We start from the raw sequence: 22008 nt of genomic DNA on the forward strand, positions 1-22008 counted from the left end.
GGAGCGGTTGTAGCGCGAAGTAGTAACTCCGAGTCTTCGCCAACCACTCCCTGGGGTTATGGGTCCCGGGCTCGCGCTCCGCGCGCCCCGGGACGACAGCGGAGACTACTTCCCCATCTTCCACGCGGCCGTTACCGCGGCGATCTCGGCGCCTTCCGGCTCGCGGACCGTCGACGGCGTGCGCGAGAAGCGCGGCGCCGGTGCGGGCTGTTTCACGCCGTGGCGCTCGATGAAGACGTTGCGGGCGACCATGTGCGGATGCTCGGTCGCTTCCGACATGGTCAGCACCGGCGCGAAGCAGATGTCGGTGCCTTCCATGATGCTGCACCAGTCCTCGCGCGTCTTGCTCTTGAACACCGCCTTCAGCTTCTCCTTCAGCGCAGGCCAGGCCTTGGGGTTCATCTGCGCGTCGAAATCGGCATCGGTCAGGCCCGCATGCTCGCGCAGCAGCGCGTAGAACTGCGGCTCGATCGAGCCGATCGAGACGAAGTGCCCGCAGGCGCATTCATAGACGCCGTAGAAATGCGCACCGCCGTCGAGGAAGTTCTGGTTGCGGCCTTCGGTCCAGCGGCCGAGCGTGGTCATGTCGAAGAAGAACGACATCAGCGATGCCGCACCGTCGCACATCGCGGTGTCGACGACCTGGCCCTTGCCCGACTTCTGCGCTTCCAGCAGGGCCGCGAGCACGCCGACGACCATGTAGAGCGCGCCGCCGCCGAAATCGCCGACCAGATTAAGCGGCGGCACCGGCGCGTCCTTGGGTCCGATCGCCGCGAGCGCGCCGGTGATGGAGATGTAGTTGATGTCATGGCCGGCGGCATTCGCGAGCGGGCCTTCCTGGCCCCAGCCGGTCATGCGGCCGTAGACGAGCTTCGGATTGCGCGCGAGCACGACATCGGGACCGAGACCGAGCCGCTCCATCACGCCGGGACGAAAACCCTCGACCAGCGCATCGGCGCTAGCGAGCAAATCGAGCACCTCCGCGATCGATGCCTTGTCCTTGAGGTCGAGCTCGATCACCTTGCGGCCGCGGCCCGCCACCGACTTCATGCTCTTCTTCGCGCCGACGCGGTCGAGCGTGACGACATCGGCGCCCATGTCGGCCAGCATCATGCAGGCGAACGGGCCGGGCCCGATGCCGGCGAATTCGACGACGCGGAAGCCCGAGAGCGGGCCGGAGGTGCGGACGGATGCGTTCTGGGCTGGCTTATCGAGCACTGTTGTTTCCTCGGGTCGCGGGCGGATTGCCGGTGGACTGGCAATCGCCTCGGACATTCCTCTCTGGGGCGAGTTAATTGGCTGATTAACTTTTCCAGCCTTCACGCCAGCGAGGCAAGCGCTTTTCATGCATGGGCGCATCAAAAAAGCGGCGCGCATTGCTGCGCGCCGCGGAAGATTTGTGTTGAGGCGCTAAAGCGCGACGTGCTGCCGCGCTCGATTTGCGCGATCAACCGGCAGCGGCCACCGCGCGCTGCGCCATCACCTTGACGAGGTTGGCGCGGTATTCGGCGGTGCCGTGGATGTCGGCCAGCAATCCATTCGCCGAAATGCTGACATTGTCGAGCGCCGACGGCGACCAGTTCGCCTTCAGCGCGGCCTCGATCGCGGGCACCCGCATCACACCGCTCTGCGAGGCGCCGGTCGCGGCGACACGGATCTCGCCCGACTTCGTCTGCGCGACGAATACGCCGGTCAGCGCGAAGCGCGATGCCGGATGCCGCATTTTCTCGTAGCCGGCCTTCGCCGGGACCGGAAACGACACGGCGGTGATGATCTCGCCGTCTTCAAGCGCCGTCGTGAACAGGCCCTGGAAGAAGTCTTCCGCCGAGATCGACCGCTTGTTGGTCTTCACGGTGGCGCCGAGCGCGAGCAGGGCAGCCGGATAATCCGCGGCGGGATCGTTGTTGGCGATCGAGCCGCCGATGGTGCCGCGATAACGCACGGCGGGATCGCCGAGCACCGAGGTGAGATGGGCAATCGCCGGAATCGCCTTCTTCACATCGGCATTCTGCATGATGTCGAAATAGGTCGTGCCGGCCTTGATGATCAGCACGTCGCCTGCGAACTCGACGCCTTGCAGCTCCTTGATCTTGCCGAGGTCGATCACGTCGGAGGGGCTTGCAAGCCGCTGCTTCATGACCGGCAGCAGCGTCTGGCCGCCGGCAAGGAATTTGGCCTCAGTGCCTTTAGCGAACAGGCTGGCCGCTTCGTCGACCGAGGACGCGCGATGATAGGTTGTCTGGTACATCTTCGTTCCTCCCTCAAGCCGCGTGGATCGTGCGCCACACCCTGTCAGGGGTTGCGGGCATTTCCAGATTGTTCTTGCCGATCGCATCCGTGATCGCGTTGATCACGGCCGCTGAGGCGCCGATCGCGCCGGCCTCACCGCAACCCTTGATGCCCAGGGGATTGCCCGGGCACAGCGTCGTGGTGTGGGAGAGGTTGAACGAGGGCACATCGTCAGCACGCGGCATGGCGTAGTCCATGAACGAGGCCGTGATCGGCTGGCCGTTGGCATCGTAGATCGCGTGCTCGAGCAGCGCCTGTCCGATACCTTGAACCAGGCCGCCATGGACCTGACCCTCGACGATCATCGGGTTGATCAGCCGGCCGAAATCGTCGGCCGCGACGAAGTTGACGAAAGACGTCTTGCCGGTGCCGGGATCGACCTCGAGTTCGCAGATATAGGTGCCGGCCGGGAAGGTGAAGTTGGTGGGGTCGTAGAAGGCGCTTTCCTTCAGGCCCGGCTCCATCCCGTCAGGCAGATTGTGCGCGGTGTAGGCCGCGAGCGCGACCATCGGGAAGGCAATCGCCTTGTCCGTGCCCGCCACCTTGAACTCGCCGTTCTCGATGACGATGTCGCCTTCGGACGCTTCAAGCGCGTGCGCCGCGATCTTCTTGGCCTTGGATTCCATCTTCTCCATGGCTTTCAGGATCGCGGTGAGACCGACGGCCGCCGAGCGCGAGCCGTAGGTGCCCATGCCGAACTGCACCTTGTCGGTATCGCCGTGGACGATCGAGACCTGGCTGATCGGAACGCCCAGGCGCTCTGCGACGAGCTGGCAGAACGTCGTCTCGTGACCTTGGCCGTGGCTGTGCGAGCCCGTCAGGATCTCGATGGTGCCGACCGGGTTGACGCGCACTTCCGCGGACTCCCAGAGGCCGACGCCGGCACCCAGGCTGCCGACCGCCTTCGACGGTGCGATGCCGCAGGCCTCGATGTAGCAGGACACGCCGATGCCGCGCAGCTTGCCTTCCGTCTTCGCCTTGGCCTTGCGGCCGGCGAAGCCGGCATAGTCGATCGCCTTCATCGCCGCGTCGAGCGAGGCATTAAAGTCGCCGGTGTCATAGGCCATGATCACGGGCGTCTGGTGCGGGAACGTGGTGATGAAGTTTTGCCGGCGCAGCTGGGCCGGATCGACCTTGAGCTGCCGCGCCGCGGTCTCCATCAGACGTTCGATCAGATAGCTGGCCTCGGGGCGGCCCGCGCCGCGATAGGCGTCGACCGGCGTGGTGTTGGTGTAGACGCCGACCACCTCGGCATGGATCGCCGGGATGTTGTATTGGCCCGACAGCAGCGTCGCGTAGAGATAAGTCGGCACCGACGACGAGAACAGCGACATGTAGGCGCCGAAATTGGCGTAGGTCTTCACCTTGAGGCCGGTGATCTTGTTGTTGGCGTCGAATGCCAATTCGGCATGGGTGACGTGGTCACGGCCATGCGCGTCGGTGAGGAAGGCTTCGGTGCGGTCGCCGGTCCATTTCACGGGACGGCCGACCTTCTTCGAGGCCCACAGCGCCACCATCTCCTCGGGATAGATGAAGATTTTTGAGCCGAAGCCGCCGCCGACGTCGGGGGCGATCACGCGCAGCTTGTGCTCAGGGGCGATGTTGTAGAACGCCGACAGCACGAGGCGGGCGACGTGCGGGTTCTGCGACGTCGTATAGAGAGTGAAGTGCTCTTCCGCCGCATCGTAATCGGCAATCGCCGCACGCGGCTCCATCGCGTTCGGGGCGAGGCGGTTGTTGGTGACGTCGAGCTTGACGACATTGGCGGCCTTCGAGAAGGCCGCGTCCGTTGCGCCCTCGTCGCCGATCACCCAGTCATAGACCTGGTTGCCGGGAGCCTCGGGGTGAAGCTGCGGCGCGCCCGACTTGATCGCGGCCTGGACGTCGGCGACCGCGGGAAGTTCCTCGTAATCGACCACGACAGCTTCGGCCGCGTCGCGCGCCAGATTCTTGCTGTCGGCGATCACGACCGCGACGGCCTGGCCGACGAAACGCACCGTCTCCGGCGCCATCGCAGGCCATGCGCCCATTTTCATCGGGCTGCCGTCCTTGGAGGTGATGGCCCAGCCGCAGATGAGGTTGCCGACCTTGTCGTCGACGATCTCTTGTCCCGTGAGCACCGCGACCACGCCCGGCATCTTCAGCGCGGCGGACGAATCGATCTTCTTCACCTTGGCGTGCGCGTGCGGGCTGCGGATGAAATGGGCATGGGTCATGCCCTGCAATTTGATGTCGTCGACGTAACGGCCCTTGCCGGTAATGAAACGCTTGTCTTCCTTGCGCACGACGCGCGCGCCGATGCCTTCAACACCCATGTCTGGTCCTCCCGACCGGAATTGTTTTGACCGCGCTTTCCCTCGAAAGCTGCGGCGGTGGTCCTTATTTCGAGGCGGGCCGCTTTACTCGGCCGCCTGCGAGACCTTCATGCGTCCGGCTGCATCCAGCACGGCCTTGACGATGTTGTGGTAGCCGGTGCAGCGGCAGATGTTGCCTTCGAGCTCGTGACGGACGGTCGTCTCGTCGAGCTGGCCACCGTAGCGGTGCACGATGTCGATCGCCGACATGATCATGCCCGGGGTGCAATAGCCGCACTGGAGGCCGTGATTGTCACGGAAGGCGGCCTGCATCGGGTGCAGCTCGTCGCCCTTGGCGATGCCTTCGATGGTGGTGACGTTGGCGCCGTCGGCCTGGCCGGCCAGCATGGTGCAGGATTTCACCGCCTTGCCGTCCACATGGACGACGCAGGCGCCGCACTGGCTGGTGTCGCAGCCGACATGGGTTCCGGTGAGGTTGAGGTTTTCGCGCAGCAGCTGGACCAGCAGCGTGCGGTCCTCGACGTCGACAGCAACGGCCTTGCCGTTCACTGTCAGTTTGACTGTAGACACGGTGAAGTCCTCCCGGGGATCGATTTTGATTGTTTCTAATTAGAGACAGCGCCCCCGGACTTTGCAACTGGGATTTTGGTCGCTGCGGTCATGGAAAAGTCATCGATCCCGTCCGAGGCGCGATGCTTTCTGTGCGCAGGTTGGGAGATGACCCGGTCGGACCGGGCTAATTTGTGGGATGCCAGCCGTCATCCCACCCGGTCGGCCTCTGGCCGCTGACAGCGAAGACTGCACGAGCCTGCCGAATTTACCGCCCCTTATCCATTGTGCCCTAGTTTTGCGCATCCGGGTCTGGGGGCGGGGCGCCTCCGGAACACGGCTGAAGAGAAAATGGGGGTTGGGAATGTCCGGGCGTACCGCGTCGCCGTCGAAGCGTACAATTATTCCGACCCTCAAGTTCCGCGCCAAGATCATCCTCGGCTTCGCCGCGGTGCTGGTGATCTCCGCCGGCAGCATGGCTTTCTCCTATTTCGGCTTCGAGCGGGTCTCGGCCGGGGTCGGGTCCTACCGCAGCAGCGTCACCGAGGCCGATCTCGCCCGCAACATCGACCGCGAGCTGCTCGGCTATCGTTCGGCCGTCAAATATTTCGTCGCCACAGGCAAGGAAGACGACGCCAAGGCGGCGCTGGACGCTGAAGCCAGCCTGAAGAGTGCCATCGACCAGGCCGTGAAGAGCGCCAAGAAGCCGGCGCGTCTGGAGAGCCTCAACAAGCTCGCCAAGGAATTCTCCAACTTCTCCGCGACCTTCGCCAAGGTCCTCCAGGCCAAGCGCGACAGCGCGCTGCTGGTGCAGAACCAGCTCACGCGCAACGCCAATCTCCTGAAGTACAAGCTGGACGACATCGGCAACAGCGCCTCCGATTCCGAGGCGCAGTCGATCGAATTCGGCACCAAGCAGGTCAACGCCCAGTTCCAGACCGCGAGCGCGGCCGCGACCAATTTCGTGCTGACGTCCGACCAGGCGATCGCGACCAGCGCGCTGGCCCGTCTGAAATTCGTCGAGAATTCGCTCGGCGCGGTCTATTCCATGGACGACAAGATCGTCGCCGGCCTGAAGGATGCCAAGGGATTGCTCACGGCCTATCGCGAGTCGCTGGAGAAGCTGATCGCCAACGCCAAGATGGTCGATGAGCGCGTCACCGAGATGAGCGGTTCGGCCGGCGCGATCCTGCAAGGCGCGACCGCCATGAAGGCGGACCTCGTCGCCGAACAGCAGCGGCTGGAGTCGGAATCGGAAGCAACCATCGGGCAAACCGAGCAATTGGTGCTGATGCTGGCCGTCGGCGGCACGCTTTTGGGCGCGATTCTCGCCTTCCTGCTCGGCACCGGCATCTCGCGGCCGATGATCGCGATGTGCAAGGCGATGCGCGAGCTGGCTTCGGGCAATTTCGACGTCGTGCTGCCGGGCTTGGGCCGCAAGGACGAGATCGGCGAGATGGCCGGGGCGGTCGAGGAATTCAAGGTTCAGGCCGTGGTCAAGGCCGAGCGCGATGCCGCCGCCAGCGAGGCCCAGAACAAGGACCTGGCCGCAAGCCGCCGCTCCGAGCTGATCCGTTTTGCCGACGACTTCGAGAGCGCGGTCGGCGCCATCGTGTCGAACGTCTCGGCCTCCGCCGTGCAGTTGGAGTCGGCGGCGTCCACGCTGACGCGTACCGCCGAGACCACGCAGAGCCTGTCGAACCAGGTCGCCGGGGTCTCCGAGCAGGCCTCTTCCAACATGCAGTCGGTCGCGACCGCGACCGAAGAGCTCTCGGCCTCGGTCGAGGAGATCGGCCGCCAGGTCCGCGATTCCAGCCGCATCGCCGAAGCGGCCGTGGTGCAGGCCAAGGAGACCGATACCCGTATCGGTAAACTGTCTCATGCCGCCCAGCAGATCGGCGAAGTCGTCAAGCTGATCACGGCGATTGCCGAGCAGACCAATCTGCTCGCGCTCAACGCCACCATCGAGGCGGCGCGCGCCGGTGAAGCCGGCCGCGGCTTTGCCGTGGTCGCCAGCGAGGTGAAGTCGCTGGCCAGCCAGACCGCGAAGGCCACCGACGAGATTTCGTCGCACATCGCAGGCATGCAGGGCGCGACGGCCGAGTCGGTTGCCGCGATCAAGGAGATTGGCGCCACCATCGGTCAGATTTCGTCGATCTCGACCTCCATCGCCAGCGCGGTGGAAGAGCAGGGTGCGGCGACCCAGGAGATTGCCCGCAGCGTCCAGACCGTCGCGCAGGGGACCCAGACGGCCGCCACCGACATCGGGCAGGTCAACCGCGGCGCCGCCGAGACCGGCTCGGCCTCGGAGGAGGTCCTGCACTCGGCCAAGACCCTCTCCAGCGAAAGCACCCGTCTGCGCGCCGAGCTCGACCGGTTCATGGGAAATATCCGCGCGGCGTAAGCCGCGCTCAAGCGCCACCCACCATTGCCGTCCCCGCGTTCGCGGGGATGACAGGCTGAGACAGCCGGGCCGCGTCACCGAACCGCAAGTTGCGGTGCTCCACATTTACCGCCGCTTATCCTTTGCCCCTTACCGTGCTCGCGAGTCGGGAAGCGGGCTGCTTTCGGGCTGCGCCTGGTTTTCCGCGAATGGAATGGGGTGGGGAATGCCCGTCAAGTCGAAGCCGAACACATCTAAGCTGCTCACCTTGCGTTTTCGCGCAAAAATCATCCTCGGCTTCGTGGCGGTGCTCGCCATCTTCGCCGTCAGCATGGTTTTCGCCTATTTCGGCTTCGAGCGGATCCAGGCTGCCGTGGCCTCCTACCGATCCAGCGTGTCCGAAGCGGACCTCGCGCGGACCGTCGATCGCGATCTGATCAGCTATCAGGGACTGGCGCGGGCCTATACGCTGACCGGCGCGGCCGATGACGAGACCGCCGCCAAGGCCGCCGAAGAAAATCTGAGGGCTGCGATTGCCAAGTCGCTGGCTGCGACCACAGGCGCGGCGCGCCGCGAGCAGGTCGGCAAGCTCGAGGCCGAATTCCAGCGCTTCGCGAAGGTGTTCAGCGAGATCATCACGCTGACACGCGAGAACAACAAGATCGCGGCCGACGAGCTCAACAGCGTCGGCAACAAGATCCGCTTCAAGTTCGACGATCTCGCCGATACCGCGGCATTGGCGGGCCTGAACTCGGTTCAGACCACGGCCAAGGACATCACCTCGCAATATCTGGCGGTCTCCACCTCGGTCAGCGCCTTCGTCGCCAAGCCGGAGCCCAAGACCGCCGACGGCGTGATCGCCCGCATCAAGTTCCTGGAGACCCTGCTGGTCTCGATCTATGCCAACGACCAGAAGATCACCGACCGCGTCACCGAGATCGGCAATCTGCTGAAGCAGTACCGCACCTCCTTCTCGAAGCTGACCGAGAACGTGAAGATCATCGTCAAGTCGAACGGCGAGATGACCAAGACGGCGGCGACCATCCTCAAGCTCTCGGCCGAGCTGAAATCGGAGCTCTCTGCCGATCAGCAGCGCATCGAGGCGAGCGCCAATTCCACCATCGTCGAGACCGAACGGCTGATGCTGATGCTGGCGCTCGGCGGCCTCGCCATCGGTGCCGTGCTGGCCCTGATGCTGGGCAACGGCATCTCGCGTCCGATGATCGCGATGTGCAAGGCGATGCGCGAGCTGGCTTCGGGCAATTTCGACGTCGTGCTGCCGGGCTTGGGGCGCAAGGACGAGATCGGCGAGATGGCCGGCGCGGTCGAGGAGTTCAAGGTTCAGGCTGTCGCCAAGGCCGAACGCGATGCCGCCGCCAGCGAAGCCCAGAGCAAGGAGCAGAGCGCAAGCCGCCGCTCCGAGCTGATTCGCTTTGCCGATGATTTCGAAGGCGCCGTCGGCGCCATTGTCTCCAATGTCTCATCCTCCGCCGTGCAGCTCGAATCGGCAGCGTCCACGCTGACGCGCACCGCCGAGACCACGCAGAGCCTGTCGAATCAGGTCGCCAGTGTCTCCGAGCAGGCGTCTTCCAACATGCAGTCGGTCGCAACCGCGACCGAAGAGCTGTCGGCTTCGGTCGAGGAGATCGGCCGCCAAGTCCGCGACTCCAGCCGCATCGCGGAAGCCGCCGTGGTGCAGGCCAAGGAGACCGATACCCGTATCGGTAAACTGTCCCATGCCGCCCAGCAGATCGGCGAGGTCGTCAAGCTGATCACCGCGATCGCCGAGCAGACCAATCTGCTGGCGCTCAACGCCACCATCGAGGCGGCGCGTGCGGGCGAAGCCGGCCGCGGATTCGCAGTGGTGGCCAGCGAAGTGAAGTCGCTGGCGAGCCAGACCGCCAAGGCCACCGACGAGATTTCCTCGCACATCATGGGGATGCAGGGCGCCACCGCCGAATCGGTCGCCGCGATCAAGGAGATCGGTGCGACCATCGGCCAGATCTCGTCGATCTCGACCTCGATCGCGAGCGCAGTCGAGCAGCAGGGCGCCGCGACTCAGGAAATCGCCCGCAGCGTCCAGACCGTCGCGCAGGGGACCCAGACGGCCGCCACCGATATCGGGCAGGTCAACCGCGGTGCCGCCGAAACCGGCTCGGCCTCGGAAGAGGTGCTGAACTCGGCCAAATCGCTCTCCAGCGAGAGCACGCGCCTGCGCGCCGAGCTCGACCGGTTCATGGGGAATATCCGGGCGGCGTGAGTCGCCGCGCCGAAGTCGTAACCGTCGCACCACCCTCGCCTGTCGTCCCCGCGAACGCGGGGACCCATAACCACCTGGAATGGTTATGAGGCGAGGTGATCACTCCGACCATTCGCCAAACCACTCCCTGTGACTATGGGTCCCGGATCTTCGCTGCGCTCGTCCGGGACGACGGCGGAGTCGGTGGCTATCAACGTTAGCTTCAGCTCACTGTTCGCTCACCTGGCTGACAGCTTTCCCGCGCGCTGCTTTGCGCGAATGTGTCGTCTTTCTGACACGAGCCATGCGTCAACTCCTTGCGGCTCCGTCGGAAACGGACAGCCCACCGGGCCGTTCCTCGGGGAACCTGCTGTTGCCGCCGACGTTGTCGCGGGTGGCAGGCGGAATGCCGCACCCCCATGATCGGAACGCCCCGACCACGTCATGTGAACCGGGGCCGTTTCCACTGGTCAGACCCAGCACGCGATGGAATTGCAGCAGAGCACAGCGCTGAAAGAAGGATCTGCGATCCCGGCCGCGGCCGCGAGCGACCGCATCGTCGAGACCAGCATTCCTGCGCGGCTCGATGCGCTGCCGTGGAGCGGCTTTCACACCCGCGTCGTGCTGGCGCTCGGGATCACCTGGATCCTCGACGGGCTCGAGGTGACGCTCGCCGGCGCGCTTTCGGGCGCATTGAAGCAGAGCCCGACGCTGCAATTCTCCAACCTCGATCTCGGCATCGCCAACTCCGCCTATCTCGCCGGTGCGGTGTTGGGTGCGCTCGGTTTCGGCTGGCTCACCGACCGCATCGGCCGCAAGAAGCTGTTCTTCATTACGCTCGCGGTCTATCTGACGGCGACCGCCGCCACTGCCTTGTCGTGGAATGTCGCGAGCTACGCGCTGTTTCGTTTCCTCACCGGTGCCGGCATCGGTGGCGAATACACCGCGATCAACTCGACCATCCAGGAACTGGTACCGGCGCGCTACCGCGGCTGGACTGATCTCGTCATCAACGGCAGCTTCTGGATCGGGGCGGCGATGGGCGCCGTGGCGGCCATCGTGTTGCTCGATCCCGCAACGATCGGCCCCGATCTCGGCTGGCGCCTCGCTTATCTCATCGGCGCGGCCATCGGCCTCGTCGTACTGCTGATGCGGATGTGGATTCCGGAAAGTCCGCGTTGGCTGATGATCCATGGCCGGCCCGACCAGGCCCATGCCATCGTCGACGAGATCGAACGCTCCGTGATCGGGCACGGCCAGAATACGAGTGACGGACGCTTCCCCAAGATGCGCCTGAAGATGCGCGATCACACGCCGATCAGGGAGGTCGTGCACACACTGTTCGTCACCTATCGCCAGCGCTCGATGGTCGGGCTGGTGCTGATGATTGCCCAGGCGTTTTTCTACAACGCCATCTTCTTCACCTTCGCGTTGGTGCTGACCGATTTCTACGGCATCAGCGCCGATCATGTCGGCTGGTACCTGCTGCCGTTCGCGGCCGGCAACTTCCTCGGCCCGCTCTTGCTCGGCCGTCTCTTCGATACCATCGGCCGCCGGACCATGATCACGTTCACCTATGGTGTGTCGGGTCTGCTGCTGGCGCTCTCGGGCTATCTGTTCTCGATCGGCGTGCTGAGCGCGCAAGGGCAGACGATTGCCTGGATGGTGATCTTCTTCTTTGCCTCGCCCGCCGCGAGTGCTGCCTATCTCACCGTCAGCGAGACGTTCCCGTTGGAGGTTCGCGCGCTGGCGATCGCGGTGTTCTACGCGGTCGGCACCGGCATCGGCGGCGTCATCGGCCCCGCGCTGTTCGGCGCGCTGATCGACACGGGATCACGCACCAGCGTGTTCGCCGGCTATTTGCTGGGATCCTTCCTGATGATCGCGGCCGCGATCGTGGCGTGGCGCTATGCCGTCTCCGCGGAACGAAAATCGCTCGAAGAAATCGCGCGGCCGCTGGCTTCTATGGAGTAGACTATGAAATCGGAACTTGCCGAACTGGATCAGAAGCACCCCATGCTGGAAGATGAAGCGCCCGACGCGGTGCCGGTGCCGCATGCACTCGTGCCGCATCTCCACGAGACCGCAATCCTGCTCGACATCGACGGCACGTTGCTTGATTTGATGCCGACGCCGCGCGAGGTCTGGGTGCCGCCGGGCCTGTCAGAAACGCTGAAACGGCTGACCGAGCGCACGTCGGGTGCGCTGGCGATGGTCAGCGGCCGTTCGCTCAACGACATTGATTTGATCTTTGCGCCCGACGTGTTTCGCGCCGTCGCCGGCCACGGTGCGGAGATGCGCCTGTCGGTGACCAACGAGTCCGACGAGGTTCATGCGCCGCTGATGGACAAGGAGCTGAAGCGGCGCCTGGCCGCGATCGCGAAGCTCTCGCCCGGCATTCTGCTCGAAGACAAGGGCTATTCGCTGGCGCTGCATTATCGCCTCGCGCCGCACGCGGAGAAGGCGATCTACGAAGCCGTCTCGCTGATCCGTGCCGATCTGCCGAACGCACCGATCGAGGTGCTACCGGGCAAGTTCGTCTGCGAGATCAAGCATTCCGGTTTCACCAAGGCGACCGGTGTACGCGAATTGATGATGCACGAGCCCTTCAAGGGACGCCGTCCGATCTTCATCGGCGACGACGTCACCGATGAAACCGTGTTCGCGATCATGCCCGACATGAACGGGCTGTCGTTCTCTGTCGGTCGCCGTGCCATCGGCGTCAACGGTCATTTCGATGCACCGAACGATGTGCGCGCGTTCCTTGCACGTCTGCTCGACGACACGAGGTTGGAATAAGGCACGTCACCTCGGAGCCATATTGTCGCGTGCGGGGTTCCACTGCGCGCGCGATCGATGTTGCGCAAACCAGCCGTAAAAACACTCATTCTCAGCGAAAATCGCCGGGTTCCCTCAAGGAAACTGGTTCCAACGCGCGCGCCTGATTTTGGTTTCAATCCGAAGAAATGATGACAGGAACCATATTGATGAACGGCAGTTAAACGGGGTGGAATGAACAGGAGGGGACGACCTGTGAACTTAGTCGTCGTTTCAAATCGAGTTGCGCGCGGCAAACCCAACGAGCCCATGACGGGCGGCCTCGCTGCGGCCTTGCTTCCGGTCGTGGAGCATTCGGGTGCCATATGGGTGGGTTCCTCCGGCCGCGTGCGCGACGGTCATCAGAAGGAGCCGTTCGCCGAGATCGAGGCGCTGGGTTCGGGCGCGATCGCGACGCTGGATCTGCCGGCGGCGCACTATGGCGGCTATTACGAAGGCTTCGCCAATTCGGCGTTGTGGCCGGCGCTGCATTCGCGCAGCGACCTGATCCGCGTCTCGCGCGACGACTATGTCAGCTATCGCGAGGTCAACGCCTTCATGGCGCGCGCCTTGATGCGTTTCCGCAAAGACAAGACCGCTTTCTGGGTGCAGGACTATCATTTCCTCGCACTCGGCGCGGAGCTGCGTGATCTCGGCGTCGATGATCCCATCGGCTTCTTCCTGCACACGCCGTGGCCGGTGGCCGCGGTGATGCAGGGCGTGCCCAATCATCGCGAGCTGATCACGGCCATGCTGGCTTATGATCTGCTCGGTTTCCAGACCGATGAAGATTGCCAGAATTTTCTCGGCTATGCCGCCGGCGAGCTTGGCCTGACGGTTGAAGACGGCGTTGTCGTCTCACAAAACAGCCGCACACGCTGTGAAACCTTTCCGATCGGTATCGATGCCGAAAAATTCGCGGCCTATGCCGCGAAGTCAGCCTCGCATCCCGATGTCTCGCGCCTGCGCCGCAGCCTGAACGGCGAACGTCTCGCGATCGGCGTCGATCGGCTCGACTATTCCAAGGGCCTGGTTAACCGCATCAGCGCGTTCGACCGGCTCTGGACCGAGCAGCCGCAATTTGCGCGCAGCATCTCGCTGCTGCAGATCGCCAATCCTTCGCGCGGTGCAATCGAAGCCTATGGCAATCTCCAGAACGAGGTCGCGCGCCTCGTCACCGACGTCAACGGCCGCCATGGCGAGGTCGACTGGACGCCGATCCGCTACCTCAACAAGGGTTTCAGCCAGGCCGTGCTTGCGGGTCTTTATCGGACCGCGCAGGTCGGTGTGGTGACGCCGCTGCATGACGGCATGAACCTCGTCGCCAAGGAATACGTTGCAGCCCAAAACCCGGCCGATCCCGGAGTGCTGGTGCTGTCGAAATTCGCCGGCGCCGCCAACGAGCTCGAAACGGCACTACTGGTCAATCCGCACGACATCGACGGCATGGCCCGCGCCATCGCAGTCGCGGCCGCGATGCCGCTCACCGAACGCAAGATGCGTTGGGAGGCGATGATGAAGACACTGCGCGGCCACACCATCCAGCAATGGTCCGCCGATTTCGTCGCCGAGCTGGAGAAGTGCCGGACCGAGAAGGCCGCAGTTGCGCCGCTCGCAGCCCAGCCGCCGCAGGCGCTGCGCTGGCTGAAATCGGCGATCTCGGGTGTGCGGTTGATTTAGTCTCTTGCGTCATGGCCGGGCTTGACCCGGCCATCCACGTCTCACTCTTCGCCACTAAGAACGTGGATGCCCGGGACAAGCCCGGGCACGACGGTGCAATGCGAGGGTGCGGTCCGCAACCGCCTCAATAGCAATACGACACGCCGTCCAGGATAGCGCATTGCCGCTTGTTCGGCGCGTTGGGGTCGTCCAGCGGCACCATGCCCTTGCCCTGGCCGACGAACACGCCGGGCCCGACATGCACTGAACTCTTGTTGCCGATGATCACGCTCTGATGCGGCGTTGAGCTCGATCGCGTCCCGTCCGGCCAGAGGATGGCATCGCCGGACAGCATGCCGCGCCGCCCGTCATCGCAGCTTACGTCGACGCCCTGCCGGGTGCAGATCTGGGCCAGGGCCGGCCCGGCGAAGGCAAAGCCGAGCGCCGAAATCAGGCCCAGCGCGGCAATGGTGTTGCGGATCGTCATGGCGTCCCCGGTCGTGTTGGCGTTCTCAAGTGAATCGTCGCGGCAAACCCGTCGCCGGTTCAGCCCATGGACGGTTCCGGGATGTCCCGCCCCGTACGATATTCTTTTGCAAATACAACAGGTTGCGGAAAAAACATCCGATTTCCCCGCGATCCCTTGCAAAATCATCGGCGTCCCTTCAAGAGAGGGCGCTCCGGAGAGATGGCCGAGTGGCTTAAGGCGCACGCTTGGAAAGCGTGTGTGCGGGAAACCGTACCGTGGGTTCGAATCCCACTCTCTCCGCCATACGGTTTGACAGTCACTCGACGACTACGAGAACGGTCACCTTGGCGGTCCAGCCAGCCCCCTTCCTGTATTGCGAGTTCGACGTCACCACGTAGACGAACGCGTCGGAGCCTCGGAAGCCGGAGTCGGGCTTATATGCCACGCCGAATGGTCCGTCTTTGCCAGCCGTTCCGTGTTGAGGCTTCGAGGCAATTTCGATCTTGTCGATGTGCGCCGGATGGATGGAGGTCGTCAGGCAGACGCTGCCCTCATCGGTGCGCCAAGTCGTGGTGATGTTGTGGCCGAATTTCCAGGGTATTGGAGGATGAACGCATTTCGCGAGGGCGCTTGCGGGCATGATTAACCCGATGCCCGCGCAGAAAATTGCTCTGGAGAGAAATGAAGGTTTCAACTTTCTCATCCTCCCGGCATGGCGCGCTTTCCGCCGCTCAGCTTGCCGCAATCAGCTTCCACTTTCCATCCCCAGCGCGCTTCAGTGCCGGGTCGCTCACGCGCACATGCTCCGCCAGAAAATCGATGAACGCGCGCACGCGTGCGGGCAGGGGCGCGGTGTGGCCGACATAGACGGCGTGGATGTCCTCGCGGTCGCCGGGATTGTAGTTTTGCAGAACGGGCACAAGACGTCCCGCTTCGATGTCCGGGCCGATGTGGAAGAGGGCGAGGCGGGCGAGGCCGACGCCGCCGAGCGCAAGGCGGCGGGCGATTTCGCCGTCGCTGGCACGCGCGACCGGCGGCGGCACGGCCTCCTCGGTGCGGTCGCCGCGCTTGAACGGCCAACCGCCGCGGATACGCGGAAAGGTCCAGCCGATGCCGCGATGCCTGGTGAGGTCCGAGGGCGTCTTCGGTGTGCCGAAGCGGGTGAGATAATCCGGTGCGCCGACCACGACCATGCGGCTGCTGCCGAGCTTGCGTGCGACCAGACGTGAGGTGCGCATGGGGCCGACGCGGATCGCGACGTCGGCGCGCTCCTGCATCAGGTCGATCAGCGTGTCGGTGAGCACGAGATCGAGCGTGACCTCTGGATGTTGTTCGAGGAAGCGCGGGATCAGCGGCATCAGATGCAGCATGCCGAAGGGGATGTTGCTGTTGACGGTGAGGCGGCCGCGCGGCGCCTTGCCTGACGCCGCCTCGCGCTCGGCCTCTTCCATCTCGCCGAGGATACGCAACGACCGCTGATAGAAGGCCTGGCCCTCCTCGGTCAGCGTCAGCTTGCGCGTGGTGCGGTTGATCAATCGCGAGCCGAGCCGCGCCTCCAGCCGCGAGATCAGCTTGCTGACGCCCGACGGCGTCAGGCGCAGTTGTCGCGCGGCCTGGGTGAAGCCGCCGAGGTCGACGACGCGGACGAAGACCTCCATCTCGGCGGAACGGTTGGTGTCGAAACGGGCCATGTTGAATTCACGTCACAAATGATTGGATTATGGACATTCTAACGCTTTTGCCGCGTTGCAGCTATCTGCGTGAACAGTCTCATCCATTGGAGCCACGCATGCCTCCCGCCGTCCTCGCGCTCACCGCCGGTGCCTTCGGCATCGGCACCACCGAATTCATCATCATGGGGCTGCTGCTCCAGGTCGCAGCCGACATGCACGTCTCCGTGCCGGTCGCGGGCCTGCTGATCTCCGGCTACGCGCTCGGCGTGTTCGTCGGCGCGCCGGTCCTGACGCTGGCCACGCGGCGGATGCCGCGCAAAACCGTGCTGCTCGCGCTGATGGCGATCTTCACGCTCGGCAACGCCGCCTGCGCGCTCGCGCCGAACTATGAATTGCTGATGGCAGCCCGTGTGCTGACCTCGCTCGCCCACGGCACGTTCTTCGGCGTCGGCTCGGTCGTTGCCACGAGCCTGGTTGCCGAGGACAAGCGCGCGTCGGCGATATCGACCATGTTCATCGGCCTGACCGTCGCAACCCTGCTAGGGGTGCCCTTCGGCGCCTGGTTCGGGCTGATGCTCGGCTGGCGCGCGGCGTTCTGGGCCGTGACGGTGATCGGCGTGATCGCATTCGCGGTGGTGGCGGTGCTGGTGCCCGGCCATGTCGGCAATGGCGACAAGCCGATCTCGCTTGCAGAGGAGGTCGCGGTGCTCGGACGCCCGCAGGTGCTGCTGGGCCTTGCGATGACGGTGTTCGGCTTTGCCGGCCTGTTCGTCGTCTTCACCTACATCCAGCCGATCCTGACCCGCTTCACCGGCTTTCCGGAGGCCGCGGTGTCGCCGATCCTGCTGGTGTTCGGCGCAGGCCTTGCGATCGGCAACGTCGCGGGCGGCAAGCTCGCTGACCGCGGCCTTGCACGTGCGCTGATCGGCACGCTCGCGGCGCTCGCCATCGTGCTGCTCGGCCTTGCGGCCGTGTTGTCGTTCAAGATCGCCGCGATCGCGCTGATCCTGCTGCTCGGCATCGCCGCCTTTGCAACCGTCGCGCCGCTTCAGCTGCGCGTGCTGGAAGCCGCTGGCTCCAGCGGTCGCACGCTGGCCTCCAGCCTCAACATCGCCGCGTTCAATCTCGGCAACGCGCTCGGCGCGTGGGCCGGGGGCGTCGCCATCGAGCACGGGCTCGGCCTCTCCGCGCTGCCGCTGGTCGCGGCCGGCATCACTGCGGTTGGTCTCGTGCTCGCGCTGTGGAGCCTCCAGCTCGACCGCCGGCAAGTCGCCGTTGCCGCGTGTCCGGCGGAATGAAGAGCCGGTCGGCCATCGCTCCCTAGTAAAAAGCCGCGATGGCCGCCCCGATTCCTTCTGGAAGATTCGGCTCGCTCTTCAACGTGTCCAGGAAGGCGGGATCGCCTGACACCGTGAGACCGTCCAGCTTGATCGGATGCAAGGGTACCGCTGCCGCCGCATCGGTGGCCTGCAAATCGGGGCCGGTCCTGACGCCGTTGAATTCGAGCCGCGGGCGCAATTGGACATTGTTGCCGAACTGCTCGTCCAGCGCGAGGCGCCATCCCGGACGCGACACCGCTCCGGCGGCGATCGCTGCCGACATGGCGAGGCTATGCGTCTGCAGCGTGCCGAGATTGCCGAGCGCGGTGCGCAAGCGGCTCGTCGCCTCCGCCAATGTGACCTTCTCGATCCCAGGATCTTGATCGGGCGAAGAGAAATCGATCACCCGTGCGCTGCTGCCGATCTTGAACGCCTCGCCGCTTCCGCCGGCCTTTTGCATGGCGCTCTTCGTGCCATAGCGCGGCCGACCGCCGATCGTGACCAGCACGATATCCTGCTCGCGGGACCTGATCAGATGGCCATAGGGATCGCCGGTGACGCCCTTCACGACCAGAAGGTCGGCGAACCTGCCTTTCGCGATCGTTCCCAGCTTCGCATCCCATTTCAGGATCGTCGCCGGATTGCGCGTTGCCATCGAGACGATGTCGTAGTCGCTGAAGCCGAGATTGAAATGGGCGGACACGACCTTGGCCGCCTTCATCTCGCCGAGCAGGTTCTTGCTGCCGGACGGCGACCAGTCCGAGCCGAGCGCGATGGTGAGGCCCGCAGTGCGCGCGGCAACGACATCGGTCGTCTTTCCGTAGAGCAGCAGATTGCTCAGGGGAGACCACACGACCTTGGCCTGGTTCTCGGCCATGGTCCCGAAATCGCTCGCGTCGAGCGCCGTGCAATGAATGCCGGCCAGCGACGGCTCGAGCGCCCAATCGCCCGACGGGTTGCGCAGCGCGAGAAAGTGGCTGTGCGCCTTGGTGTCGATGCCTTCGCTGAGATGAAGCAGGAAACAGGACGACGATTTGAGCTCGTGGTCGAACTTGGCCCAGTCCTCCGCCTCGATGTCGGGAATCTTCGAACGCGCGCGCGGAAGATCGGGAGGGCTGCCGATCTCGGCCGCGCGCAACGCGCCCTTGTAATATTTGTGGATCGTGCCGCTCCAGTTCGACAGCGTGATCCCCTGGCTGGTGGTCGTGCCCGCGACCATGCACTTGGCCTCGACATAGCGGACCAGGGCCGGCAGCAGCGAGCCGTCGTCGGCCAGCGCGATTGCGCTCATGGGGCCTGTGACTGACGTCTTGTACGATTTGGCGTTCTGCCACTGGTCGCGATTGCCGTAGAGCTGCGGCACGCGCCAGAGCGGCAGGATGTTGTAGCTCAGATGATTATGCAGCTCGATCAGACCGGGATAGATGGTGCCGCCGGTCGCCACGGCAATGACGGCCTCGAAGCCTGTCGGTGCCGGCTGGCCCTTGGGGACGATCGCGGCGATGCGATTGTCCTCGATGAAGATCGTCCCGCTGTTGATGACGTCGCCCTCGGCCGCCATCGTCACGATCCGGCCGCTCAGGGCCCAGCGCTTCGGGGTCGCCGCCGGGCTCATGGGATCACGCCGCCCGGAATGGTGACCACGATCGTGCGCCGCTTGGCGGCCGCATCAGCGCCCTGGCGCGCGGCCCATGGCGTATCTCCGCGCATCCAGGCCGGCAGTCCCGCGGGAAGATCCTTTGCGATGATGTCGAACAGTTCGGTCGGCTTGAAGGCGTCGCCGTAAGGCACCAGCGCCGTCGGCACGTCCGGATGCTTGACCTGCGATGCGAGGGCGGCGAGCGCGGCGTTCCACTTGGTCAGCATGATCTTGGTGTTCGCAGCGCGTGTCGCATTGTCATGCGCGGAGCTTTCCGGCCAGGTCGGATGCGTGATGTGCTGATACGCAAGGGTCTTGTAGGCCGCGCCATCGGCCGTTTTGAGCCAGGCCTTCCAGGCCTCGTCCGCGAGGCCGCCGAGCGAGACCACGGCCTCGATATTGCCGGGCGCGAGCACGGCCTTGAGCCATTTGTTGCGATACTCGACGATGCCGGGCTCGTTCTTGTGCTTGTTGCCGCCGCTCTGTCCATAGACGCTGTACAGGAAGGTGTTCACCATCACGTAGCTCTGCGTGATGCCGAGTTTTGCGAGAAAGCCCTGGGCCCGGCGGCCCGCGGTGCCGACCAGGATGCGACGCACGATGGTTTCGTGCTGGGCCGGATCCTGACCGATGACGAGCACGCGCGCCGTTCCGTCGAGCCGGCCGCGATGGAAGATCGGCCCCCATTCGATCCGGAAGTCGTCGGGATCGTAGGCTTCGGCCCCAGGGTAATTGGCGCACAGGTCGTGAAACGGTTGCTGGTCGTATCCGCTGTCGAATTCCACGAGCATGGCAAATGCTCCAATGTGTCGCGGTCAAAATAGCTGCGTCAAAAGTCCGCGCAATCTTGGCGGTCGTTTGCCGCAGGGTTCAACCCCTATATGGGTCAAGAGACAGGGCGCAAAGGTTCACGAGCGGCAGGCTGTGACAGAGCGCCGCGACAACGCGCCATGCAGAAACGCGCCTGTACACGGTCGCGTGACCTTCATAACCTCCGCGGCGCAATTTCAGGAGATGCGACGTGGCGAAGAAGACGGCGACCAAGAAGAAAACGGCTTCGAAGAAGGCAGCGAAGACCTCGGGCAGGGCGAGCACCGCGCGCAAGGCGCCTGGTTCGAAGACGGCCAAGAAGACGACCAAGCAGGCAGCCAGGACATCAGCCAAGACATCCGCCAAGACTTCCGCGAAGACGTCAGTCAAGAAAGTCGCGCCGCGCCGGCCGAAGGGCCCGGCCTGGCAATGGTCGGCGGTCGAGACCGCCGCTGCGATCCGCTCAGGCGCAATCTCCGCCGTCGAGACCGTCGAAGCGCATCTCGAACGGATGCGCGCGGTCAATCCGCGGCTGAACGCGGTCGTCGTCGATCTCAGCGAGGAGGCGCTGGCAGCGGCGCATGCGGCCGACAAGCAGCGCGCCAAGGGCGGCGAGCTTGGCCTGCTGCACGGCGTGCCTATCACCATCAAGGAGAACGTCGATTACGAGGGCCGTCCGAATTTCAACGGCGTGCCCGCCAACAAGGATTTCGTCGCACCGTCGGACTCGCCCGTCGTCCGCAACCTGAAGAAGGCGGGTGCGATCGTCATCGGCCTCACCAACACGCCGGAATTCTCCTTCCGCGGCTTCACCGACAATCCCCTGCACGGGCTGACGCTCAATCCCTGGGACCCCAACATCACCTGCGGCGGCTCCTCGGGCGGCGCCGGCTCGGCGGTCGCCGCCGGCATCGGCACCATCGCCCATGGCAACGACATCGGCGGCTCGCTGCGTTGGCCGGCGCATTGCAATGGCGTTGCCACCATCAAGCCGACGCAGGGCCGCATCCCCGCCTTTAACGGAAGTGCTGTGGCGGAGCGGCCGATGCTGGCGCATCTGATGTCGGCGCAAGGTCCGCTTGCCCGTCATGTGGCCGACGTCCGTCTCGCGCTGGAGGTGATGAGCCAGCGCGATCCGCGCGATCCCTGGTGGGTGCCGGCACCGCTGGTCGGGCCCAAGCCGAAAGGGCCGATCAAGGTGGCGCTGGCCAAAATCCCCGACGACATGGACGTCGATCCGAACGTAGCGGCGGCCCTGCGCCAGGCTGCCGATCATCTCGAACGCTCCGGCTATCGCGTGACCGAGGTCGACGTGCCCGACATCGACGGCGTCTGGCAGACCTGGTGCGACATCATCACCAACGAGACCGTGGTGATGCAGGAAGCCGGCATGCTGAAGGTCACGTCGGACGACTTCCACAAGGCCTGGAACGGCATGAAGACCAAGGCTGCGGTGCTCGATCTTCCCGCGTGGATGCGCGCCACCGCCGCGCGCAGCAGCCATATCCGTGCCTGGCAATTGTTCTTCGAGGAGTATCCCGTGGTGCTTGCGCCGACCACCGTGCAGCCGACGCCGGGGCCGCGCGACGACACCGTCAGCGCCGAACGCGTGAAGGAGATCTTCTGGGGCGAGATCCGCTTCATCTCCGCGATCAACGTGCTGGGCCTGCCCGGCGCGGTGGTGCCGGTCGCCCTGCACGATGGCAAGCCGATCGGCGTGCAGCTCATTGCGGGGCGCTATCGCGAGGACCTTGCGCTCGATGCGGCGGCCGCGATCGAGAAGCGCGCCGGCGTGCTCACCCACCGGCTCTGGGAGACGATGGCCTGAACCCGCGATCAATGGGCTT

Annotated in this window: 16 protein-coding genes and 1 tRNA gene; 8 read left to right on the top strand and 9 right to left on the bottom strand. The window is 64.7% G+C overall.

Translation table 11 applies throughout. The features are described 5' to 3' along the window. Positions 1-105 precede the first annotated feature (105 nt). From AB7532_RS02570 to AB7532_RS02585, 4 genes are all read right to left on the bottom strand, one after another. Positions 106-1218 (bottom strand): CaiB/BaiF CoA transferase family protein, encoded by a 1113-nt coding sequence (locus AB7532_RS02570; RefSeq protein ID WP_441233271.1) that lies wholly within the window; start codon positions 1216-1218, stop codon positions 106-108. A 229-nt stretch (positions 1219-1447) separates the two neighbouring features. Continuing rightward, positions 1448-2248 (bottom strand): FAD binding domain-containing protein, encoded by an 801-nt coding sequence (locus AB7532_RS02575; protein WP_441233272.1) that lies wholly within the window; start codon positions 2246-2248, stop codon positions 1448-1450. Positions 2249-2261: 13 nt separating this feature from the next. After that, positions 2262-4604 carry a xanthine dehydrogenase family protein molybdopterin-binding subunit gene (locus AB7532_RS02580; protein WP_441233273.1) on the bottom strand — a complete coding sequence of 781 codons (2343 nt, stop codon included), beginning with the start codon at positions 4602-4604 and terminating at the stop codon, positions 2262-2264. Between the two features lie 84 nt (positions 4605-4688). Next, complete coding sequence (locus tag AB7532_RS02585) at positions 4689-5174, bottom strand: (2Fe-2S)-binding protein (protein ID WP_441233274.1); 486 nt, start codon at positions 5172-5174, stop codon at positions 4689-4691. A gap of 343 nt (positions 5175-5517) precedes the next feature. Here AB7532_RS02585 and AB7532_RS02590 point away from each other — a divergent pair, with 343 nt between their 5' ends. From AB7532_RS02590 to AB7532_RS02610, 5 genes are all read left to right on the top strand, one after another. Next, on the top strand, positions 5518-7557 hold the full coding sequence (locus AB7532_RS02590; protein WP_441233275.1) for a methyl-accepting chemotaxis protein: 2040 nt from the start codon (positions 5518-5520) through the stop codon (positions 7555-7557). A 205-nt stretch (positions 7558-7762) separates the two neighbouring features. Then, positions 7763-9796: a methyl-accepting chemotaxis protein gene (locus tag AB7532_RS02595; RefSeq protein ID WP_441233276.1), complete on the top strand. Its 2034-nt coding sequence runs from the start codon at positions 7763-7765 to the stop codon at positions 9794-9796. Positions 9797-10261: 465 nt separating this feature from the next. Then, the gene (locus AB7532_RS02600) at positions 10262-11749 is read left to right on the top strand and encodes an MFS transporter (protein ID WP_441233277.1); all 1488 of its coding nucleotides are present in this window, start codon (positions 10262-10264) and stop codon (positions 11747-11749) included. A gap of 3 nt (positions 11750-11752) precedes the next feature. Then, positions 11753-12574 carry a trehalose-phosphatase gene (gene otsB, locus AB7532_RS02605; protein ID WP_441233278.1) on the top strand — a complete coding sequence of 274 codons (822 nt, stop codon included), beginning with the start codon at positions 11753-11755 and terminating at the stop codon, positions 12572-12574. 234 nt (positions 12575-12808) lie between these two features. After that, positions 12809-14272, top strand: a complete 1464-nt coding sequence (locus tag AB7532_RS02610) for a trehalose-6-phosphate synthase (protein WP_441239174.1) — start codon at positions 12809-12811, stop codon at positions 14270-14272. A gap of 124 nt (positions 14273-14396) precedes the next feature. Here the strand turns inward: AB7532_RS02610 and AB7532_RS02615 are convergent, their stop codons facing one another. Further along, positions 14397-14738, bottom strand: a complete 342-nt coding sequence (locus AB7532_RS02615; protein WP_441233279.1) for a hypothetical protein — start codon at positions 14736-14738, stop codon at positions 14397-14399. A 195-nt stretch (positions 14739-14933) separates the two neighbouring features. Here AB7532_RS02615 and AB7532_RS02620 point away from each other — a divergent pair. Beyond that, a tRNA-Ser gene (locus tag AB7532_RS02620) sits at positions 14934-15023 on the top strand. A 13-nt stretch (positions 15024-15036) separates the two neighbouring features. On the opposite strand, the gene AB7532_RS02625 is transcribed toward AB7532_RS02620, so the two are convergent. Both AB7532_RS02625 and AB7532_RS02630 read right to left on the bottom strand, forming a co-directional pair. Then, positions 15037-15414: an Ig-like domain-containing protein gene (locus AB7532_RS02625; protein ID WP_441233280.1), complete on the bottom strand. Its 378-nt coding sequence runs from the start codon at positions 15412-15414 to the stop codon at positions 15037-15039. A 37-nt stretch (positions 15415-15451) separates the two neighbouring features. Next, positions 15452-16411: a LysR family transcriptional regulator gene (locus AB7532_RS02630; protein ID WP_441233281.1), complete on the bottom strand. Its 960-nt coding sequence runs from the start codon at positions 16409-16411 to the stop codon at positions 15452-15454. Positions 16412-16509: 98 nt separating this feature from the next. Here AB7532_RS02630 and AB7532_RS02635 point away from each other — a divergent pair, with 98 nt between their 5' ends. Continuing rightward, the gene (locus AB7532_RS02635; RefSeq protein ID WP_441233282.1) at positions 16510-17691 is read left to right on the top strand and encodes an MFS transporter; all 1182 of its coding nucleotides are present in this window, start codon (positions 16510-16512) and stop codon (positions 17689-17691) included. Between the two features lie 22 nt (positions 17692-17713). On the opposite strand, the gene AB7532_RS02640 is transcribed toward AB7532_RS02635, so the two are convergent. Both AB7532_RS02640 and AB7532_RS02645 read right to left on the bottom strand, forming a co-directional pair. Continuing rightward, positions 17714-19327: an amidohydrolase family protein gene (locus AB7532_RS02640; RefSeq protein ID WP_441233283.1), complete on the bottom strand. Its 1614-nt coding sequence runs from the start codon at positions 19325-19327 to the stop codon at positions 17714-17716. Further along, positions 19324-20142, bottom strand: a complete 819-nt coding sequence (locus tag AB7532_RS02645; RefSeq protein ID WP_441233284.1) for a uracil-DNA glycosylase — start codon at positions 20140-20142, stop codon at positions 19324-19326. The genes AB7532_RS02640 and AB7532_RS02645 overlap by 4 nt, the downstream gene beginning before the upstream one ends. A gap of 230 nt (positions 20143-20372) precedes the next feature. Between AB7532_RS02645 and AB7532_RS02650 the strand changes: the two genes are divergently transcribed. Then, positions 20373-21989: an amidase gene (locus tag AB7532_RS02650; RefSeq protein WP_441233285.1), complete on the top strand. Its 1617-nt coding sequence runs from the start codon at positions 20373-20375 to the stop codon at positions 21987-21989. The last annotated feature ends 19 nt before the right edge of the window (positions 21990-22008 follow it).

This window comes from Bradyrhizobium sp. 930_D9_N1_4 (genome assembly GCF_052076015.1).
In the GTDB taxonomy this organism is placed as follows: Bacteria; Pseudomonadota; Alphaproteobacteria; order Rhizobiales; family Xanthobacteraceae; genus Bradyrhizobium.

Excerpts from the sequence above, each read along its gene's own strand:
- AB7532_RS02575 (WP_441233272.1), bottom strand. The coding sequence starts at position 2,248 with ATGTACCAGACAACCTATCATCGCGCGTCCTCGGTCGACGAAGCGGCC.
- AB7532_RS02580 (WP_441233273.1), bottom strand. The coding sequence starts at position 4,604 with ATGGGTGTTGAAGGCATCGGCGCGCGCGTCGTGCGCAAGGAAGACAAG.
- AB7532_RS02590 (WP_441233275.1), top strand. The coding sequence starts at position 5,518 with ATGTCCGGGCGTACCGCGTCGCCGTCGAAGCGTACAATTATTCCGACC.
- AB7532_RS02595 (WP_441233276.1), top strand. The coding sequence starts at position 7,763 with ATGCCCGTCAAGTCGAAGCCGAACACATCTAAGCTGCTCACCTTGCGT.
- AB7532_RS02600 (WP_441233277.1), top strand. The coding sequence starts at position 10,262 with ATGGAATTGCAGCAGAGCACAGCGCTGAAAGAAGGATCTGCGATCCCG.
- otsB (WP_441233278.1), top strand. The coding sequence starts at position 11,753 with ATGAAATCGGAACTTGCCGAACTGGATCAGAAGCACCCCATGCTGGAA.
- AB7532_RS02615 (WP_441233279.1), bottom strand. The coding sequence starts at position 14,738 with ATGACGATCCGCAACACCATTGCCGCGCTGGGCCTGATTTCGGCGCTC.
- AB7532_RS02630 (WP_441233281.1), bottom strand. The coding sequence starts at position 16,411 with ATGGCCCGTTTCGACACCAACCGTTCCGCCGAGATGGAGGTCTTCGTC.
- AB7532_RS02635 (WP_441233282.1), top strand. The coding sequence starts at position 16,510 with ATGCCTCCCGCCGTCCTCGCGCTCACCGCCGGTGCCTTCGGCATCGGC.
- AB7532_RS02640 (WP_441233283.1), bottom strand. The coding sequence starts at position 19,327 with ATGAGCCCGGCGGCGACCCCGAAGCGCTGGGCCCTGAGCGGCCGGATC.
- AB7532_RS02645 (WP_441233284.1), bottom strand. The coding sequence starts at position 20,142 with ATGCTCGTGGAATTCGACAGCGGATACGACCAGCAACCGTTTCACGAC.